General features: G+C 67.5%; 13 protein-coding genes and 4 tRNA genes. 9 read left to right on the forward strand and 8 right to left on the reverse strand.

Annotated elements, in window-relative coordinates:
• Nucleotides 1-16: 16 nt before the first annotated feature.
• Together LQ772_RS09160 and LQ772_RS09165 are read right to left on the reverse strand one after the other, a co-directional pair.
• Nucleotides 17-775 carry an FKBP-type peptidyl-prolyl cis-trans isomerase gene (locus LQ772_RS09160; protein ID WP_231320342.1) on the reverse strand — a complete coding sequence of 253 codons (759 nt, stop codon included), beginning with the start codon at nucleotides 773-775 and terminating at the stop codon, nucleotides 17-19.
• Nucleotides 776-916: 141 nt separating this feature from the next.
• A complete protein-coding gene (locus LQ772_RS09165) occupies nucleotides 917-2,671 on the reverse strand; it encodes a cation:proton antiporter (protein ID WP_231320344.1) in 1,755 nt (584 codons plus the stop codon).
• Nucleotides 2,672-2,820: 149 nt separating this feature from the next.
• Between LQ772_RS09165 and LQ772_RS09170 the strand changes: the two genes are divergently transcribed.
• The 3 genes from LQ772_RS09170 to LQ772_RS09180 all read left to right on the forward strand — a co-directional run bounded on the left by LQ772_RS09170 (nucleotide 2,821) and on the right by LQ772_RS09180 (nucleotide 3,096).
• Nucleotides 2,821-2,896 (forward strand) — tRNA-Ala (locus LQ772_RS09170).
• A 9-nt stretch (nucleotides 2,897-2,905) separates the two neighbouring features.
• Nucleotides 2,906-2,981: transfer RNA gene (locus LQ772_RS09175), tRNA-Glu, on the forward strand.
• A gap of 38 nt (nucleotides 2,982-3,019) precedes the next feature.
• A tRNA-Asp gene (locus tag LQ772_RS09180) sits at nucleotides 3,020-3,096 on the forward strand.
• Nucleotides 3,097-3,243: 147 nt separating this feature from the next.
• Here the strand turns inward: LQ772_RS09180 and LQ772_RS09185 are convergent.
• Both LQ772_RS09185 and ppsR read right to left on the reverse strand, forming a co-directional pair.
• Nucleotides 3,244-3,720, reverse strand: a complete 477-nt coding sequence (locus LQ772_RS09185; RefSeq protein ID WP_231320346.1) for a DUF1249 domain-containing protein — start codon at nucleotides 3,718-3,720, stop codon at nucleotides 3,244-3,246.
• A gap of 16 nt (nucleotides 3,721-3,736) precedes the next feature.
• Nucleotides 3,737-4,552, reverse strand: a complete 816-nt coding sequence (gene ppsR / locus LQ772_RS09190) for a posphoenolpyruvate synthetase regulatory kinase/phosphorylase PpsR (RefSeq protein ID WP_231320348.1) — start codon at nucleotides 4,550-4,552, stop codon at nucleotides 3,737-3,739.
• A gap of 222 nt (nucleotides 4,553-4,774) precedes the next feature.
• Between ppsR and ppsA the strand changes: the two genes are divergently transcribed.
• The 3 genes from ppsA (at nucleotide 4,775) to LQ772_RS09205 (ending at nucleotide 8,133) form a co-directional block, all read left to right on the forward strand.
• Nucleotides 4,775-7,147, forward strand: a complete 2,373-nt coding sequence (ppsA, locus tag LQ772_RS09195) for a phosphoenolpyruvate synthase (RefSeq protein ID WP_231320350.1) — start codon at nucleotides 4,775-4,777, stop codon at nucleotides 7,145-7,147.
• An 87-nt stretch (nucleotides 7,148-7,234) separates the two neighbouring features.
• Nucleotides 7,235-7,324, forward strand: a tRNA-Ser gene (locus LQ772_RS09200).
• Between the two features lie 104 nt (nucleotides 7,325-7,428).
• The gene (locus LQ772_RS09205) at nucleotides 7,429-8,133 is read left to right on the forward strand and encodes a PP2C family protein-serine/threonine phosphatase (RefSeq protein WP_231320352.1); all 705 of its coding nucleotides are present in this window, start codon (nucleotides 7,429-7,431) and stop codon (nucleotides 8,131-8,133) included.
• 165 nt (nucleotides 8,134-8,298) lie between these two features.
• On the opposite strand, the gene dnaQ is transcribed toward LQ772_RS09205, so the two are convergent.
• Genes dnaQ through LQ772_RS09220 form a run of 3 tightly spaced genes read right to left on the reverse strand, consistent with a single transcriptional unit; the run spans nucleotide 8,299 to nucleotide 10,170 of the window.
• Nucleotides 8,299-9,033, reverse strand: a complete 735-nt coding sequence (gene dnaQ / locus LQ772_RS09210; RefSeq protein ID WP_231320354.1) for a DNA polymerase III subunit epsilon — start codon at nucleotides 9,031-9,033, stop codon at nucleotides 8,299-8,301.
• Nucleotides 9,030-9,473 carry a ribonuclease HI gene (gene rnhA, locus LQ772_RS09215; RefSeq protein ID WP_231320356.1) on the reverse strand — a complete coding sequence of 148 codons (444 nt, stop codon included), beginning with the start codon at nucleotides 9,471-9,473 and terminating at the stop codon, nucleotides 9,030-9,032. The genes dnaQ and rnhA overlap by 4 nt, the downstream gene beginning before the upstream one ends.
• A gap of 16 nt (nucleotides 9,474-9,489) precedes the next feature.
• Nucleotides 9,490-10,170: a methyltransferase domain-containing protein gene (locus LQ772_RS09220; protein WP_231320358.1), complete on the reverse strand. Its 681-nt coding sequence runs from the start codon at nucleotides 10,168-10,170 to the stop codon at nucleotides 9,490-9,492.
• Nucleotides 10,171-10,375: 205 nt separating this feature from the next.
• Here LQ772_RS09220 and gloB point away from each other — a divergent pair, with 205 nt between their 5' ends.
• Together gloB and LQ772_RS09230 are read left to right on the forward strand one after the other, a co-directional pair.
• Entirely contained in the window at nucleotides 10,376-11,140 is a 765-nt protein-coding gene (gene gloB, locus LQ772_RS09225) for a hydroxyacylglutathione hydrolase (RefSeq protein WP_231320360.1), read from the forward strand.
• Entirely contained in the window at nucleotides 11,137-12,387 is a 1,251-nt protein-coding gene (locus tag LQ772_RS09230; RefSeq protein ID WP_231320361.1) for a transglycosylase SLT domain-containing protein, read from the forward strand. Before gloB ends, LQ772_RS09230 begins: the two co-directional genes overlap by 4 nt.
• 15 nt (nucleotides 12,388-12,402) lie before the next feature.
• Here the strand turns inward: LQ772_RS09230 and asnB are convergent, their stop codons facing one another.
• Entirely contained in the window at nucleotides 12,403-14,343 is a 1,941-nt protein-coding gene (gene asnB, locus LQ772_RS09235; RefSeq protein ID WP_231320362.1) for an asparagine synthase (glutamine-hydrolyzing), read from the reverse strand.
• A gap of 239 nt (nucleotides 14,344-14,582) precedes the next feature.
• Between asnB and LQ772_RS09240 the strand changes: the two genes are divergently transcribed.
• Nucleotides 14,583-15,896 carry a metal-dependent hydrolase family protein gene (locus tag LQ772_RS09240; protein ID WP_231320363.1) on the forward strand — a complete coding sequence of 438 codons (1,314 nt, stop codon included), beginning with the start codon at nucleotides 14,583-14,585 and terminating at the stop codon, nucleotides 15,894-15,896.
• Nucleotides 15,897-15,918: the final 22 nt, after the last annotated feature.

Here is a 15,918-nt window from a genome sequence, read left to right on the forward strand (position 1 = left end):
GCCGATGCGGGAGGGCTTACTTGCCCGCCGCGTCCTGGCCGCCGCCGGCCGGGGTCGGGCCGGTCTTCACCAGGGTCACGTCGAAGATGATCGTGGCGTTCGGCGGAAAGCCGTTCTGCGGCTGCGCGCCGTAGGCCAGGTTCGACGGGATGTAGAGCATGTAGTGCGCGCCGGTCTTCATCAGCTCCAGGCCTTCGCGGAAGCCCGGGATCACGCCCTGCAGCGGGATCGAAGCCGGACCCTTCTCGTGATCGGCCGAGGCATCGAACTTCTCGCCGCTGACGAAGGTACCCACGTAGTTCACCTGCACGGTGTCGTTCGGGCCCGGGCGGGCGCCGGTGCCTTCGGTGACGACCTTGTACTGCAGGCCCGAGGCGGTGGTCTTCACGCCCGGCTGGCTCTTGTTCTTGGCAAGGAAGGCTTCGCCCTTGGACTTGTTCTCCGAGGCGACCTTCTCGTACTGGGCCTTGGCCTTGGCCTGGAGCTTGGCGACAAAGGCGTCGCGCACGGTCTTGGCTTCGGCCTCGCTCATCGTCGGCTTCTGGCCCGACAGCGCCGACTGCACGGCGCGGGCGACCGTCGCCGGATCGACTTCCTCGCGCACCAGCGGCGGCAGCTGGCTGGCCAGGTCCCAACCGACCACATAGCTGGCCTTGGTCTTGTCGACCGTGCCAGCGGCGCCCGACTTGGCGGACTGGGCGTGGACCCCCGCGGTCATGCCCAGCGCAACGGCCAGGGTGGCCGCCGTCAGCGTGGGACGCAGAAAATGCTTCATCGAAGAAACTCCCTCGTGTATGGATTTGCCGGCAATGCGGCCGGGCCTCCCCGATGGAGGCAGGCGGAGCATTGTGAGGCGCGTCGAGCGGTCTTGGCAACGACACCGGCTGTCGACCGTCATGGTTTGGAAAGGTTCCCCTCAGTCGTCGGCCGACGGCCGCTCCAGCGTGTCGCGCAGGGCCGCCTGCAACCTGGCGTGCATCTTCACCAGCGCACGCCACAGCACGGCCGACAGCAACACGCCCGCCACCAGCAGCAAAATCGCCACGCCTCGCGGCGGCAGGATCGCCGAACCGAGCACGCTTACCAGCAAACCGAGTGCCAGCAGCGTGCCCAACGGGATGAGCCGCGCCAGCAGGCTGCGGATGGCGTGTGTGTAGCCGCCGGCAAATTGCTCGCGGATGCCCAGTTCCGCCAACAGCATGCCCAGCGCCTCGGCCTTGCGGTAGATGGCGATCAGCATCGGCAGCGACAGGAACAGTGCCGCGGCGAAGATCAGCGAATGCCGCGTCTCGCGCCCGGCGCCCAAGGTGGAGAACCATGCCCAGTTGTGCGCATTGACGTACGCACCGATGACGAACAGCGTAATGACGAGCACCACGTTGACGCCGATGTGCCAGAGCAATCGGCGCAGCATGGCGGCGATCATCGCGTTCTGCTCCACCGGCCGAAGGCTTCCCAGCCAGCCCGCATAGCTGGTCAGCAACAGCCGCAGGGGGCCGGGAGTGACGCGCCGCATGCCATCGACGATGCCGTCGGCATGTCCAACCAGATAGGGCGACGCGGCCATGCACACCACGGATACCGCGACCGCGGTGGGATAGACGAAATCGCTGACCACGCCGAGCGAGGCACCCAGCGTGGCGATCACGAACGAGAACTCGCCGATCTGCGCCATGCTCAGGCCCGTGCGGATCGAGGAGCGGACCTCCTGCCCGACCGCGACCATGCCCATGCCGACCGTCAGCGTCTTGCCGACGATCACCACCACGGCGACGCCCAGCGCGGGCAGTGCGTACTGCCACAACAGGGCGGGATCGATCTTCAGGCCGATCGCCACGAAGAACAGCGCCGCGAACATGTCGCGCAGGGGTTCCACCAGCCGCATGACACGATGCGCATTGCGCGCCTCGGCGATGACCGCGCCCGCGAGGAATGCACCCAACGCCACGCTGAAGCCCAGCGATGCCGCGAACAGGCTCGCGCCGAAGCACACGCCCAACGCACACACCAGCAGTGTTTCGTCGCGGCCGAAACCGGCCACGTAGTCGATGAGTCTGGGCAACAGCAACAGGCCCAGGATCATGCCGGCCACGACGAACAGTCCCACCTGCCCCACTACCGTCAACGCGGTACCCGCCTCCATGGCGCCGCCGATGGCCACTGCGCTGAGCACCGTGAGGATCACGATCGCCAGAACGTCCTCGGCCACCAGGATGCCGACCACCCGTTGCGCGAACGGCAGGTGCCGCAGGCCACCTTCGGCCAGCGTGCGCGTGGCGACCATGGTCGAGGACAGCGAGATGAGCGCGCCGAGGAACAACGCATCCATCCGGTTCCAGCCGAGCGCCTCGCCCAGGCCCGTGCCAATCCACAGCATCAGGCCCACCTCGATCACCGCGACCATCAGCACGCCCATGCCGACCTCACGCAGCTTGCGCACGCTGAACTCCAGGCCCAGCGTGAACATCAGCAGCACGACGCCGAGATTGGAGATGTCGTCGATGGCGCGCGGGTCGCCCACCAACACGCCCGGCGTGTGAGGGCCGATCAAAATACCGGCGAGGATGTAGCCGAGCAGCACGGGCTGGCGAAGGCGCTGGAAGAGCACCGTAGTAGCGCCCGCGACGATCATCACCATGGCGAGGTCGCGGATGAAACCGATCTCGTGCATGCATGCTCCGGCGAGTGTGGCCGTCCAGCTTACGTCACAACGCGAGTGTGTCGATGCGGAGCAAACACGCGTGACGACAGGCGCAAAATTCTCCAAAAAAAGCTTGACGGATTCGCGAACCCTGCCTATTCTTCCGGGCTTCCAGCGGCGGGGCCATAGCTCAGCTGGGAGAGCGCCTGCATGGCATGCAGGAGGTCGGCGGTTCGATCCCGCCTGGCTCCACCAACCTAATACGTCCCCATCGTCTAGAGGCCTAGGACATCACCCTTTCACGGTGGCGACCGGGGTTCGAATCCCCGTGGGGACGCCAAGGTTGGCCTCGCACTTTGTGTAGCTGGAAGACAACGCGGAGCGGTAGTTCAGTCGGTTAGAATGCTGGCCTGTCACGCCGGAGGTCGCGGGTTCGAGTCCCGTCCGCTCCGCCACTAATGAGAAACCCGCCTTGTGCGGGTTTTTTGTTGTTTCGATTTCGCCATTCGCGAAGCGTCACTGCTTTCGACCGTGGCCGGAAACATCGGGTGGGCTTGGGCCCACCGCACGTTCGCCAAGGGCATGGTGGGCTGAGGCCCACCCTACGGAAATGCCGCTTCCTCGATCCGCTCGAGCGTTCCGGGCGAATGCCCCTGCTCGGCCAGGTACTCCAACCAGCGCGACAGGAACCCGTTCATGCGCAGCCGATGCTGCAGCACCGTGTGCGCTTCCGGGAACGGTCCCAGCACCTGCCACAGGTGCCGGCCTGGGTGGCAATGCAGCGCCTCGGCTACGTGCGCATCGGTGTACATCCGAAGCTGCGCCGACGGAGTCGGATGCCCCGTGTTCGCGTCGACGAACCCGTAGGTCAACTCCAGCTCCAGCGTGTAGGGATGCCGCTCCTGCACATGCATGTGCACGTCCAGGCCATCGTCCACGCTGGAACGATAGCGCCCCGGCGCAAGCGTCTGCGGCGCGAACAGGTGCGCCAGGCGGTGGTAGTTCTCCGCGTACAACCCCATCAGGAATTCGAAGCGTCCCGGGAGTAAGGCGGAGCGGTTGTCCAGTACGGCACTCATTGAGCCTGCATATACCTCAAAACATGGTTCGCTCGATACCGAAGCGCTCGAAGATCTTGCTGGCGATCTCTTCGATCGAGACGTGGGTGGTGTTGAGCGAGGATATCCCCGCCTGGCGCATGAGCCGGTCAGCTTGTTCCAGTTCCCAGCGACACTGCTGCACTGTGGCATAGCGACTGTCGGGCCGGCGTTGTTCACGGATCTGCGCCAGCCGCTGCGGGTCGATGGTGAGGCCGAACAGGCGATCCTTGTACGGCTTGAGCCGCTTGGGGAGTTCCAGCTTGTCCAGGTCGTCGTCGGTCAGGGGGTAGTTGGCGGCTTTGACGCCGTAATGCAAGGCCATGTAGAGGCAGGTGGGCGTCTTGCCCGAGCGCGACACGCCTATGAGGATCAGGTCGGCCTGCTCGTAATCCACGTCCACGCCATCGTCGTGCGCCAGCGCGTAGTTGGTGGCGTTGATGCGCGCCTCGTACTTGTCGAAGTCGACCAGGCCGTGCGAGCGGTTGACCATGCCCGAGCGCTTGGCGCCCAGCTCTTCCTCCAGCGGCCCGATGAACGGCGCGAACACGTCCAGCATTAGCGCACCGCTCGCCGCCACGACCTCGCACAGGCCCCGATCGGCCATCGTGTTGACGACAATCGGCCGCTCGCCGGTTTGCGCGTAACGGGTCTTGATGCGGAGCGCAGCAGCCTCGGCCTTATGCGCGTCGTCCACGAACGGCAGGCGATGCTTGTCGAACTGGATGCCCTCGAACTGCGCAAGGATGGAGTTGCCGATCGTCTCCGCCGTAATACCAGTGGAGTCGGAGATGAAGAAAACCGTACGTTGCATGCCTGTCTTCCATTTGTCCGCGGGGCTTGGCCAGGCACCTTAGCGCAAGCGCCAAAGCCTGTCCCTGCTTGACTCCGCGCTGACTGGTATGCAGTTGGCGCGGCATCGTGAACAAATGGTCTTCTTGTGCCATGCACCATCGAAAGCGGACAATACCAGTCCTTTGCGGCCCGGTTTCGGCGCGGCGCAGCGTATTACCCAAGCTTTACTAAGGAGATTCCCTTGAACGACCTGGTGCTTTGGCTGGACAACCTGCGCATGACCGACCTGGGCAAAGTCGGCGGCAAGAATGCCTCGCTCGGCGAGATGATCGGCAACCTCGCCAAGCTCGGCGTCTCGGTGCCCGGCGGCTTCGCCACCACGGCTGACGCGTTCCAGCAGTACCTGGACAAGAGCGGCGTGGCCAAGCGCATCCGGGCGCGGCTTGATGGTCTGGACGTGGAAGACGTCGAGGCGCTGACCACCGCCGGCAAGGAGATCCGCAGCTGGGTCACCGAAACGCCGCTGCCGCAGGAACTGGACCAGGCGATCCGCGACGCCTACATCAAGCTGTGCAAGGACGCCGGCGCTGACAACATCGCCGTCGCCGTGCGCTCTTCGGCCACCGCTGAAGACCTGCCGGATGCATCCTTCGCCGGCCAGCAGGAAACTTTCCTGAACGTGGTCGGCATCGACGACGTGCTGCACAAGGTCAAGGAAGTCTTCGCTTCGCTCTATAACGACCGTGCGATCGCCTACCGCGTGCACCAGGGTTTCAAGCACGAAGACGTGTTCCTTTCCGCAGGCGTGCAGCTGATGGTGCGCTCGGACATCGGCGCCTCCGGCGTGCTGTTCACCCTGGACACCGAGTCGGGCTTCCGCGACGTGGTGTTCGTCACCGGCTCTTACGGCCTAGGCGAGATGGTCGTGCAGGGCGCGGTCAACCCGGACGAGTTCTATGTCTTCAAGCCCACGCTCAAGGCAGGCAAGCCCGCCCTGCTCCGCCGCAGCCTCGGCGCCAAGCAGCAGCGCATGGTCTATTCGGACAAGCCCGGCGAACGCGTGCGCATCGAGGAAACCCCGGCCGAGCTGCGCAACCGGTTCTGCCTCTCCGACGAGGACGTGCAGGAACTGGCCAAGCAGGCCCTGGTGATCGAGCAGCACTACGGCCGCCCGATGGACATCGAGTGGGCGAAGGACGGCAACACCGGCAAGCTCTACATCGTCCAGGCGCGTCCGGAGACGGTGAAGTCGCGCGCCCACGCCACGCAGCTCGAACGCTTCCAGCTCAACGAGAAGGGCAAGGTGCTCGCCGAGGGCCGCGCCATCGGCCAGAAGATCGGCTCGGGCAAGGCACGCGTGGTCAAGTCGATCAGCCAGATGCATGAGTTCCAGAACGGCGATGTGCTGGTCGCCGACATGACCGACCCCGACTGGGAGCCGATCATGAAGCGCGCCGCCGCGATCGTGACCAACCGCGGCGGCCGCACCTGCCACGCCGCGATCATCGCGCGCGAACTGGGCGTGCCTGCGGTGGTCGGGACCGGCAATGCGCTGCAGCTGATTCCGGATGGCGCGGAAGTGACCGTGTCCTGCGCCGAGGGCGACACCGGCACGATCTACGAGGGCAAGCTCGCCTTCGACCGCATCACCGCCGACCTCGGCGCAATGCCCGAGGCGCCGCTCAAGATCATGATGAACGTCGCCAACCCCGAGCGCGCGTTCGACTTCGGCATGCTGCCCAACGCCGGCATCGGCCTGGCGCGCCTGGAAATGATCATCGCCAGCCACATCGGCGTGCACCCGAAGGCGTTGCTCGAATACAACCGCCAGGACGCCGAGACCAAGGCGAAGATCGACGAGCGCATGGCCGGGTATGCCGACCCTGTGAGCTTCTACGTCGACCGCCTCGCCGAAGGCATCGCCACCATCGCCGCCTCGGTGTACCCGAAGCCGGTGATCGTGCGCCTGTCCGACTTCAAGTCGAACGAATACGCCGGCCTGATCGGCGGCTCGCGCTACGAGCCGCACGAGGAGAACCCGATGATCGGCTACCGCGGCGCCAGCCGTTACGTCGATGCGGGCTTCGCCGAGTCCTTCGCGCTGGAATGCAAGGCGGTCAAGAAGGTCCGCGAGACCATGGGCCTCACCAACGTGTGGGTGATGATCCCGTTCGTGCGCACCCTTGGCGAAGGTCGCAAGGTGATCGAGGTACTGGAGAAGAACGGCGTCAAGAAGGGCGAGGGCGACCTCAAGGTCATCATGATGTGCGAGGTGCCATCCAACGCCCTGCTCGCCGACGAGTTCCTGGAGATCTTCGACGGCTTCTCCATCGGCTCCAACGACCTCACCCAGCTGACGCTCGGCCTGGACCGCGACTCGGGCATCGTCGCCAGCCTGTTCGACGAGCGCGACCCGGCGGTCAAGAAGCTGCTCGCCATGGCGATCAGGACCGCCCGCGAAAAGGGCAAGTACGTCGGCATCTGCGGCCAGGGCCCGAGCGACCATCCGGACCTGGCCGAATGGCTGATGGACCAGGGCATCGAATCGGTCTCGCTCAACCCCGACACGGTGGTCGACACCTGGCTGCGGCTGGCCAAGAAGAAGGCCGGTTGAGGTCGGAGCCCGGCGTGCCGGGAGCGCTTGTCAGGACTCTCGGCTCCACGTAAAATCGCCGGCTCGCGTCGACCCGCGAACCTTTTCGGAGAGGTGGCAGAGTGGTCGAATGTACCTGACTCGAAATCAGGCGTACGTGTAAGCGTACCGTGGGTTCGAATCCCACCCTCTCCGCCAGTAAAGACAAACGCCCCCTCGTGGGGCGTTTTGTTTTTCCGCCTTTCTTTTGCGAAGCCCGGCGCCATGGCATGCTGCGTGGCGCTCGCACCTTCAGGCACCCCATGATCGAGTTCGGACACGGTACCCACGTCGGCCTGCGCCGCGCGCGCAACGAGGACACCTATTACGCCGATCCGGCGCTGGGCCTGTTCCTCGTCGCCGATGGCATGGGCGGGCACCAGCATGGGGAAGTGGCCTCGGCGCTGGTGCGCGATGCGATCGTCGAGCAGGTCGCGCGCGGGCGCGGACTGGTGGAGGCAGTGCGCAGCGCGGGCGAGCGGCTGTTCCGGCATTCCAGCGCCGCGGCGGACCGGTTGCCGATGGGCACCACGGTCGCTGCGCTGAAGCTGGCCGGCGACCGCTACGAGGTGGCCTGGGTCGGCGACAGCCGCATCTATCTTTGGCAGGGCGGCGCGCTGCGCCAGGTAAGCCACGACCACTCACTGGTACAGGAACTGGTCGCCGCCGGCCAGCTCGACCCGGCGCTGGCCGATCGCCATCCGCAGCGCAACGTGCTGACGCAGGCGCTGGGCGTGACCTCGATCGATCAGTTGCATATCGGCATGGCGCGCGGACGCGCCGAACCGGGCAGCCGCTTCGTGTTGTGCAGCGACGGCCTGACCGAGGGCCTGTCCGACGCCGCGATCGCGCGGATCGTCGGGCGTACGGACCTGGCCGCGCAGGAATGCGTTGATCACCTGCTGCTGGCCGCACTCGACGGCAGCGCGGACGACAACATCACGGTGATCCTGGCGCGCGTGATTTAGCGCTCAACGAACCCCGACGCTCGCACCTGTAGGGGCGCCTCGGGCGACCGCCATGCCCCGCAGTCGCGCCCAATAATCTCTCTGCAAAAAACAATCCCATCTGGCGTCGCGCGTCGCTTCGCCAGCCTTCCCGGCAAACCGTAGCGTCCGTTGCGCCGCCGATGCCTAGGCTTCGGCCAACGCCGCTTCAGGCTGCTCCAGCCGACGCCACACACTAACTCCTTGGGAGGCCTTGTCCAGCGCATCCAGACGGCTTTCGTGCGCAGCGATTTCATTGGCATCCGCCCGCAGCACGCGCGGGCGGCGCAGCAGCGTGACCGGCGCCAGCACGGCCGCGCCGGCTTCGTCGGTGGCGCCTTCGAACGCCAGGTCCAGCGCGACCTGGCCGGAGGTCATGTACAGGTAGACGTCGGCCAGCAGCTGGGCGTCGATCAGGCCGCCGTGCAGGTCGCGCGCGGAGTTATCCACGCCCAGGCGCTTGCACAGCGCATCCAGGCTGTTGCGCTGGCCGGGATAGCGCTCGCGCGCCATCGCCAGGGTGTCGATCACGCGGCAGCGGTCGGCGATGCAGCCCATGTGCGCGCCCACGCGCGCCAGCTCCGCGTCGAGGAAGCCGACGTCGAAACTTGCGTTGTGGATGATCAGCTCGGCATCGCCGATGAACTCGAGGAACTCCGCGACGACCTCGGCGAAACGCGGCTTGTCGAGCAGAAATTCGTCCTCGATGCCGGTGACCTGCCGCGCGCCTTCGTCGATCGCACGCTCGGGGTTGAGATAGGTCTGCCAGTGCCGGCCGCTGGGACGTCGCTCGATAAGTTCCACGCAGGCGATTTCGATCAACCGGTGACCCTGGCGCACTTCCAGACCCGTGGTCTCGGTATCCAGAACGATCTGCCTCATGCCCTGCCCCTGTAACGCTCGGCCTGCTCGCGCGCGGCGGTATCGACGCGCTCGTTTTCCACGTGGCCCGTGTGGCCGCGCACCCACGCCCAGCGTACCTGATGCGGCGCCTTGGCCGCTGCCAACCGCTCCCACAGGTCCTGGTTCTTGACCGGCTTCTTGTCGGACGTGCGCCAGCCGTTGGCGACCCACTTCGGCAGCCATTGCTCGATGCCCTGCATGACGTAGCGCGAGTCGGTGGTCAGCACGACCTTGCACGGGCGCGTCAGTGCCTCCAGCGCACCGATGGCGGCCATCAGTTCCATGCGGTTGTTGGTGGTGTCTGGCTCTCCGCCGGAGAACACGCGCTCGACGCCCTTGGCGCGCAGCAATGCAGCCCAGCCACCGGGCCCGGGATTGCCCAGGCACGCGCCGTCGGTAAACGCTTCGACTTCGATCATCGTTCCTCGCGAAAAATCAGGCGGCGGCGCTGCGGCGCGCGCCGGGCGCCAAGCCGGCGACCGGCGCCGCGGCGATCGCACGCGGGCGCAGCCGAACCGGAGCGGCCGCTTGGCGGCGCTTGCGCGCAATCAGCAGGTAACCGCCGCCGAGCGGACCGCCATGGTGCGGCACCGCGGCCGAGCTCGGCCACATGGGGCCGACCCGTTGCACGCGCTCGACATTGAGTTCGGCACTGCGTAGCCAATGGCCGATGCGCAGCGGGGATTCCAGGTTCACGCCACGGCGGCCGCGCCAGAGCAGCCAAGGCAACCAGCCGCTGGCCGGATGCATGCCGGTGAGCGCAAGCATCCCACCCGGCATCAGGACGCGGGCGGCCTCACGCAGCAAGAATTGCGGATCGGGCGCCACTTCCAGCGCATGGCTCAGCAGCACCAGGCCGAAGGCATCGTCCAGGAACGGCAGCGGCTCGTCCATGCACGTGTGCAGGTCGCCCGCGCCATGGTTGCCATCCAGATGCAGGTGAACCCAGCGATCGAGCATCGGCAGGGCCGGCGGCAAGGCCCGCGCGACAGCGGACACCTGCAATGCATACGCGCCGACGCAGCGCTGCAGCTCCGGAGCAAGCGCCTGCGCCTCTGCGGCGAGCAGGCCGCGCATCGGCTTGCTGGCATAGATGTCTTGATCGCGCTCGGCCATGTCGCGCCCGTTATGCCGCAAAAGCGAAGTGTAGCCGTTGGCGGTCGCAAGCGCGTCACAGGTCGCGGAACCGGCCGCCTGCCTGAACAAAAATCACACGTTTAACGGCTCACTAACGAGCCTCCCGGATACGCCACTTATAGTCGGGCGGTTCGCGCAAGCCGGATGCCTGCGCCAGTCGATACGAAGACTGCGGAGACCGTTCTTGCACGTCGTACCGTTACCGGCGCTCGCCGACAATTACATCTGGCTGCTGCACGACGACGCCGGCCAGGCGATCGTGGTCGATCCCGGCGACGCCGCGCCCGTCGAGGCCGCCCTTGCCGGGCGTGCGCTGCAGTTGCGGGCGATCCTGTTGACCCATCACCACGGCGACCATGTCGCCGGGGCGAAGGTGCTGCGTGAGCGCCACGGCGCCACCGTTTATGCCCCGCGCGACGAGCGCATCGGCAGCGTCGACCACCGTGTGGGCGATGGCGAGGTCGTCATGCTGGACCGGCCGCAATCGCGCTTCGAAGTGATCGAAGTCCCCGGCCACACCCGCAGCCACATCGCATATGCCGGCGAAGGTCTGCTGTTTTGCGGCGACACGCTGTTCAGCCTCGGCTGCGGACGCCTGTTCGAAGGCACGCCAGCGCAGATGCTGGCGTCACTCGAACGGCTGGCCGCGCTGCCAGGGGACCTCGAGGTCTGCTGCGGCCACGAGTACACCCAGTCCAACGGCCGCTTCGCGCGTGAAGTCGACCCGTCCAATCCTTCGCTGGCGGCTCGCTGCGCCGAGGTCGCCGAGGCACGTGCGCTGGGCCGCCCCACCCTTCCCGTGCCGCTGGCCAGCGAGCTGGCCTGCAATCCCTTCCTGCGCATCGACAGCGAATCGCTGACCGAATGGGCGAGCCGGCACCACGTCTCCGGCAGCCGGGTCGAACGCTTCGCCGCGCTGCGCGCCGCCAAGGATGTCTTCCAAGGATGAAACACGTACTGCGCCCCTTGCCGCTTGTCCTGTCGCTGCTGGTCGCCGCCTGCGCCATTGCGCCCGTTCCGCGGTCCACGACACCACGCGCGGAGGCGCCGCAGGCCGAGGTACCCGATGTGACCGCCGCGCCCGCGATCCCGCAGGTGCCAGTGACCACCACCAACGTATGGGAGCGCCTGCGCGACAGCTTCGCGATGACCGATTGCGCGGCCGATCCGGCGATCGAAACCTGGGCCCGCCGCTACACGCGTTCCCCCAAGCGCTTCGAGGCGCAGATGCAGCGCATCCTGCCTCGGCTGGTCTACGTCGAGGAAAGCGCCGCGCGCCACGGGGTACCGGGCGAGTTCGCGCTGCTGCCGTGGGTGGAGAGTCACTTCAACCCGGTCGCGCCGAACCGGAACCGCGCCGCGGGCATGTGGCAGATCATGCCGAACACGGCGCGCCACATGGGCCTGAGCGTCGGGCCGAGCTACGACGGCCGCCTCGATCTGACCGAGTCGACCGACAAGGTGATGGCGCTGCTGAGCCACTATCACGACTACTTCCAGGACTGGCGCCTGGCTGACTACGCCTACAACGCTGGCCGCTACGGCATCGACCGCCTGGTCAATCGCGAAGGCGCGCCGCCAGCCGAACCGGCGGTGCCGACGTTGCCGGTGCGCGCGGGCACCCGCGCACACCTGGTCAAGCTGATGGCGCTCGCCTGCGTGGTGCGCGAGCCGGAGCGCTACCACGTCACCCTGCCGACGCTGGACGAAGACCAGCAACTGGTTGCGCTGGACGTGAACCGGCGCCTTCCCCTCAAACAAGTGGCCCGCCAGGCGGGCCTGCCGCTGGAGACCCTGAGCGTCATCAACGCCGGCTACCGCAACGGCGTCATCGACACCCGGCACGGTGGCCGGCTGCTGCTTCCGCGCCGGAATGCCGACCAGTTGCGCACGGCGCTACTGGCCCAGGCGGTCGCCGATCCAAACGAACGGGTCGCCGGCGTGGGCGCGAATCCCGCGCTGCCGGGCCTGGACGGCGACGATGCACCGGCCACCAGCACGGCCGAGCACATCCCGGGCGCGCCCGACGCCGAGGCCGCGGCCACGCCGGTCGTGCACGTGGTCCGCCGCGGCGACACGCTGTTCGACCTCGCCCGTCGGTACCACGTGCAGGTCGCGCAGCTGAAACGCTGGAACCACCTGGGCGGAAGCGACATCCGCATCGGGCAGAAACTCACCGTCAGCAAGTCCGACTGACGGCGCCGGCCAGGATTACCGACGCAGCGCGGCGCGGCTCTGCCGCCAGTAGTCCTGCCAGGCCTGGAACATCAACACGTTCCAGAGGTGTGTGTGCCATTTGCGCTCGCCCCCACCGAATCGCTGCCATACCTGCGCGATCGCCGCCGCGTCGAACACCCCTTCGGCGGCCAGGCGCCCGGGCGAAAGCAGGTCGCCCGCCCAGGGCTTCAGATCGCCGCGCAACCACTCCGTCACCGGCGCGCCGAAGCCGCGCTTGCCGCGATACACCATCGACGCCGGCAGGTAGCGCAGCAGCACCTTCTTGAGCAGGAACTTGCTCACGCCATCGCGCAGCTTCATGTCCAGCGGCAGCGACCAGGCGAACTCCGCCACGCGCCAGTCCAGCAGCGGCGCGCGCGCCTCCAGGCTCACGGCCATGCTGGTGCGGTCGACCTTGCACAGCAGGTCGTCCGGCAGGTAGGTAACGAAGTCGGCCAGCATCATTGCGTCGGCCGGCGTGCCGACGCCATCGAGCGGATCGGCCCGGTGATAGAACGAGTCGAGCGCCCGCGCACCCGGCACCACCGCGGCCGGGTCGCGCCAGCGCGCCACGCGGTTGCGGTAAACGTCACCGATACCACGTGCGCCCATCTCCGCCAGCAGCGCGGCCATGCCGCCGCTGCGCGAGGCTTCGCCCTGCCCTTGTGCGATGCGCGCCAGCGGGCGGCGCAGCGCCGAAGGTATGCGCGAGAGCATCCGCCAGTTGCGCAACGCACGCTGGTAGCGGCTGTAGCCGAAGAACAGCTCGTCGCCGCCGTCACCCGACAGCGCCACGGTGACGCCACCGCGCGCGAGCTTGGCGACCAGCGCGGTCGGCACCTGCGAGGCATCGGCGAATGGCTCGTCGAACATTGCCGGCAACTGCGGCACCACGGCCAACGCGTCGGCGCCGCTGACGTAGAGCTCGGTGTGGTCGGTACGCAGGTGTCCGGCCACCTCGCGCGCCAGCGGCGCCTCGTCGTGGTGCGAGCCCTCGAAGCCGATGCTAAAGGTGTGCACCGGGCGCGCGCTCTGCGCCTGCATCATCGAGGTGACGATCGACGAATCGGTGCCGCCTGAAAGGAACACGCCGACCGGCACGTCGGCGACCATGCGAAGCCCGACTGCGTCGCGCAGCAGCGTGTCCAGCCGCTCCTCGGCCTCGGCGGCGGTGCCGACGAAAGGGGTCGCCAGCGCGGCGCGCATTTGCTCGCGGGCATCCCAGAACGGGCGTTGCGCCACGTCCGGCCGGTGCGCGCCGGCGCCGGCGGCGACGGCTGCAGCGTCCAGGCGCAGCAGGCGGCCCGGCATCAACTTGAACGCGCGCTCGTGGATGCAGTGCGGCGCGGGGATGTAGTCCAGCCGCAGCAGCAGCGTCAGCGCGTCGCGGTCGACGCCATTGTCGAAATCCGGATGGCGCCAGAGCGCCTTCAGCTCCGAGCCGAACACCAAGGTGTCGCCGGCCCAGCCGTAGTAAAGCGGCTTCTTGCCCACGCGGTCGCGCGCCAGCCACAGGCAGCGCTCGCTGCGGTCCCACAGCGCCAGCGCGAACATGCCGTTGCAGCGGCGCAGGCTTTCCTCCACGCCCCAGGCGACGAACGCCGCCAGCAGCACCTCGGTGTCGGAGTGACCACGAAAGTGCGCTCCGCGCGACTCCAGTTCGCTGCGCAGCTCGCCGAAGTTATAGATCTCGCCGTTGTAGGCCAGCACATAGCGGCCATCGGCCGACGCCATCGGCTGGTGTCCCAGCGGCGACAGGTCGATGATGCTCAACCGCTGGTGCGCCAGCGCGATGCCGGCCGGCGCGTCCACCCAGGTGCCGCTGTCGTCCGGTCCGCGGTGCTGGAGTGCACCGCCCATCGCCCCGGCCAGCGCCGCGAGGTCTTGTTCCTGCCACGCCGGCGAAGGCAGCAGCAGGCCCGCCAATCCACACATGATTCCCGCTTCCCGACCGCAAACGGGTCTTATACCGCATCCATCCATCGGCCCTGTAGCCGGCGATGCCCAACATTCGAAAAACCGCCGGCTCTTCCGCAGGATCGCCCTCGGGCTCGACCGGATCGCAGTCGCGCCCAAGCGCGCTCCTGCAACTCCGGGCAGTTCGAGGTGCCCTGCGAAGGCAGGCGGGTCGGTGATACAAAAGACGACCAGGCCCCACCGGAAGGAACTCGCCCATGCCATTGCCGCGTCTTCACCGCGCCCTCGCCGCGCTGCTCGGCGGTCTGCTGCTCGCCGGCGCCGCCGGCGCCGCGACGCCCAAGCCCGCCGATCACCCCTGGCTGCTCAAGGCCGACCGTGTGTTCGATGCCCGCAGCGAGCAGGCGCACGCGGGCTGGGTGGTGTTGGTGCAAGGCGACAGGATCGCGGCGGTCGGCCCGGCCTCGCAGGTGAAGCTGCCGCCTGGCACGCAGACCATCGACCTGCCCGGCACCACCCTGCTGCCCGGGTTGATCGACGCGCACTCGCACATCTTCCTGCATCCGTACAACGAGACCCTGTGGAACGACCAGGTGCTCAAGGAATCCCTGCCCTACCGCACGATCGAAGCCGTGCAGCATGCGCACGACACGCTGATGGCCGGCTTCACCGTTCTGCGCGACCTGGGCACCGAGGGCGCCGGCTACGCGGACGTGGACGTCCAGCACGCCATCGACCAGGGACTTATCCCCGGCCCGCACCTGTTCGTCGCCACGCGCGCGACCATCGCCAGCCACTGCTACGGCCCCGGCCCGATGGGATTCCGCGGCGACCTGGACCTGCCGCAGGGCGGCATCCCGGTCAGTGGCGTCCCGCAGATGATCGACGCGGTGCGCGACCAGGCCGGCCACGGCGCCGACTGGATCAAGATCTACGCCGACTACCACTGCGGCAAGAGCCACGGCTCGGTACCCACCTTCAGCGAAGAGGAACTCAAGGCCGGCGTCGAGACCGCCCACTCGCTCGGCCTGCCGGTCTCGGTGCATTCGACCACGCCCGAGGGCATGCGCCGCGCGGTGCTTGCCGGCGTCGATACCATCGAACACGGCTATGGCGGCACCCGCGAGGTGTTCGAACTGATGAAGCAGCACGGCGTCGCCTACCTGCCCACGCTGGAAGCCGAAGCGGCCTACGCCCAGTACTTCCGCGGCTGGAAACCCGGCCAGCCGCTGGACGCCGACATGCAGCAATCGGCACGCGCCTTCAAGCTCGCGCTGGAGGCCGGCGTCACCATCGGCAACGGCAGCGACGTGGGCGTGTTCACCCACGGCGACAACTACAAGGAACTGGAGTGGATGGTCCGCGACGGCATGCGCCCGGCGCAGGCCCTGCTCGCCGCCACCGCCGTGGACGCGAAGATCCTGCGCCAGCAGGACGCGTTCGGTCAGCTCAAGGCGGGCCTCCACGCTGACATCATTGCGGTGCGCGGTGACCCGACAGCAGACATCGGCGCCCTGGCGCACGTGCCGTTCGTGATGAAAGACGGGGTTCTCTACAAGCGACCGGATTGACGCGCCACGCAGCGCCACGAAA

Source organism: Frateuria edaphi (genome assembly GCF_021117405.1).
GTDB classification, from domain to species: domain Bacteria; phylum Pseudomonadota; class Gammaproteobacteria; order Xanthomonadales; family Rhodanobacteraceae; genus Frateuria_A; species Frateuria_A edaphi.